Origin of the sequence: Cellulomonas biazotea, from assembly GCF_004306155.1 — a bacterium.
Classification (GTDB): Bacteria; Actinomycetota; Actinomycetes; order Actinomycetales; family Cellulomonadaceae; genus Cellulomonas; species Cellulomonas biazotea.
The window spans coordinates 1-366 of the sequence record NZ_BIMR01000534.1 but is presented as its reverse complement, the minus strand read 5'-3'; the positions used below and the strand labels follow the sequence as shown (position 1 = coordinate 366).

1 protein-coding gene is annotated in these 366 nt (G+C 81.1%); it reads right to left on the bottom strand.

Annotation, left to right across the window (positions count from 1 at the left end):
• On the bottom strand, positions 1–366 hold a 366-nt coding region (locus tag CBZ_RS20640; RefSeq protein WP_130783252.1), incomplete at both ends, for an AfsR/SARP family transcriptional regulator.

The following is a 366-nucleotide window of genomic DNA, read 5'->3' as shown; positions in this document are numbered from 1 at the left end:
CTCGGCGGACCGTCCGGCGCGGTGCGGCCCGCGGCGACGGCGTCGTCGACGCGCCCGTCGAGCAGCCGCGCGTTGTACGCGACGAGGTCGGCGCGAGGGTCGGCTCCGAGCTCCTCGGCGAGCGCCTCGCGCAGCCGCGCGAACGTCCGCAGCGCGTCGGTCGTCCGCCCGGCGGCGGCCTGCGCGCGCATGAGCCCCAGCTGGGCGTCCTCGTCCGTGGGCGCACCGCGCCCCGCCTCGGACGCGACACCGAGTGCCGCCTCGGGCCGACCGAGGGCCAGGAGCGCGTCGACCTCCACGCGCGCGAGCGCCGCGCGCACGGCTGCGGCGGCGGCGACGAGCGCGGTGGCCAGCCCGGGTGCGACG